We start from the raw sequence: 1,805 nt of genomic DNA, 5'->3' as shown, positions 1-1,805 counted from the left end.
CCGCCAGGTAGTCCAAGCCCGCGCACGACGCGGGCTTTTTTTCGCGCGAGCCCCGCGTGGCGCGGCCTGCGGGCCCGATGGCCATTCTCAGTAGGGTGCTGACCGGACCATCGAAGCGCGTTCTCGGAGGCCTTTCTCAGTGGCCTTCCAAAGTGGTACGGATAATTCCTCCGACCATCACCGCCCCAAGCAGCGCGGCCCCGCACTGCGGAGCCGTGATCGTCGAGGCGAGGTCTGTTAGCCGATACCCAGCAGCTCCCGCTGCTCCGCCCACGCCATCGGCAGCGCCCCATCCTCCCGAGCCGCTCGGCCGTCAGATCCGACGGCCCTTCACCCCTGACGATCCGCTCCACGATGTCCGGCGCCAGGAAGGCCAGATGCATCACCCTCGTCACGTACGACGTGCTGACCTGCGCGTTCTCGGCGATCTCCGCCACCCCACTGCATCGACCTGAGGCCAGGTCTGCGAACCACTCCTGCGCCTTAGAGATCAAGCCCACCAGCTTCGCATCGACCTGAGGCGCTTCGGGGGTGGCTCCGTTGCGCACGATCAAGCGCATCGCCATCCCACAGCGCTTGAGCTGCACCGGCTGATCGATGCTGGTCTGAGCCGTCGCCCCTATTGCTCCGGCCTTGATCGTGATCCGCAAGTTCTCGGTGCCCACCGTGATCCGCGCGACCAGGCTCTGCATCGTCTCGATCCGCGTGGCTGCTTGGCCTAGGCTTGCTGCTGCCACCTTCGCCTGCCGCAGCGCGGCCTGGATCAACTGCGCCTCGGTCGTCTCGATCGCATCGAGCACCTGCCCCTCGTCGTTCAGGAAGGTGGTCAGGCTCTGCAGCACCGCCTTCTCCAACTCCGGCGCCGGGATCCGTAGGGTGTCGTCGCCCTCGGTCCCGACGTAGTACCGGTAGCGCTTCTGCCCCTTGGTGGCGTGGCTGGGGGTGAGCCGGTCTCCCCGTTCATCGAACACCAGCCCGGCCAGCAGGCTGGCATCCTTCGCATTCCCCCGCGTACGCTGCCCCTGCCGGTTGCTGGCGATCTGCTGCTGCACTGCCAGCCAGGTGGCCTCATCGACGATCGCCGGATGGTTGCCCTCGAACACCTGCCCCTTGTGCACGATACGGCCCCGGTAGACCGGATTGCCCAGGATCCGGTACAGGTGCCCCCGGCTGAACGGCCGATCCCCGGCTGCGCCTTCTCGCTGGGTCGTCCGGGGTGGGGTGCGCCAATCCAGGCTCTTGAGCTCTAGGTGCAACCGGCTCACGCAGCCCAGCTCCAGGTAGCGCCGGTACATCACCCGCACCCGCTCGGCCTGGGGTTCGTCGATCACCAGGGTCCGCTCCTGCGGCCTGTAGCCGATCGGGGCGACACCGCCCATCCACAGCCCCTTGCGCTTGGAGGCCGCGATCTTGTCCCGGATCCGCTCTCCGGTGACCTCTCGCTCGAACTGTGCGAACGACAGCAGCACGTTCAAAGTCAGCCGTCCCATCGAGCTGGTGGTGTTGAACTGCTGGGTTACCGACACGAACGACACCCCGTGGGCATCGAACAGCTCCACCAGCTTGGCGAAGTCCGCCAAGGACCGGGTCAGCCGGTCCACCTTGTAGACCACCACGATCTGCACCCGCCCGGCAGCGACATCGTCCAGCAGCGCCCGAAGGGCCGGGCGGTTCAGGTTCCCACCCGAGTAGCCGCCATCGTCGTACACCTTCCGAGACGCCTTCCAGCCCTGCGCCTTCTGGCTCAGGATGAAGGCTTCGCTGGCCTCCCGCTGGGCATCCAAGGAGTTGAAGTGTGCGCGCCG

The 1,805-nt window shown here is 66.8% G+C and carries 1 protein-coding gene; it reads right to left on the bottom strand.

The window, feature by feature from the left end:
• A partial coding sequence (locus x551_RS21680) for a recombinase family protein (protein ID WP_253950450.1) occupies nt 1-1,784 on the bottom strand: 1,784 nt, incomplete at its 3' end.
• Between the last annotated feature and the right edge of the window lie 21 nt (nt 1,785-1,805).

Origin of the sequence: Methylibium sp. T29, from assembly GCF_000576205.1 — a bacterium.
Lineage (GTDB): Bacteria > Pseudomonadota > Gammaproteobacteria > Burkholderiales > Burkholderiaceae_C > Methylibium > Methylibium petroleiphilum.
Note: the sequence above shows the minus strand (reverse complement) of the source record. Positions and strands in the feature narration are given on the sequence as shown.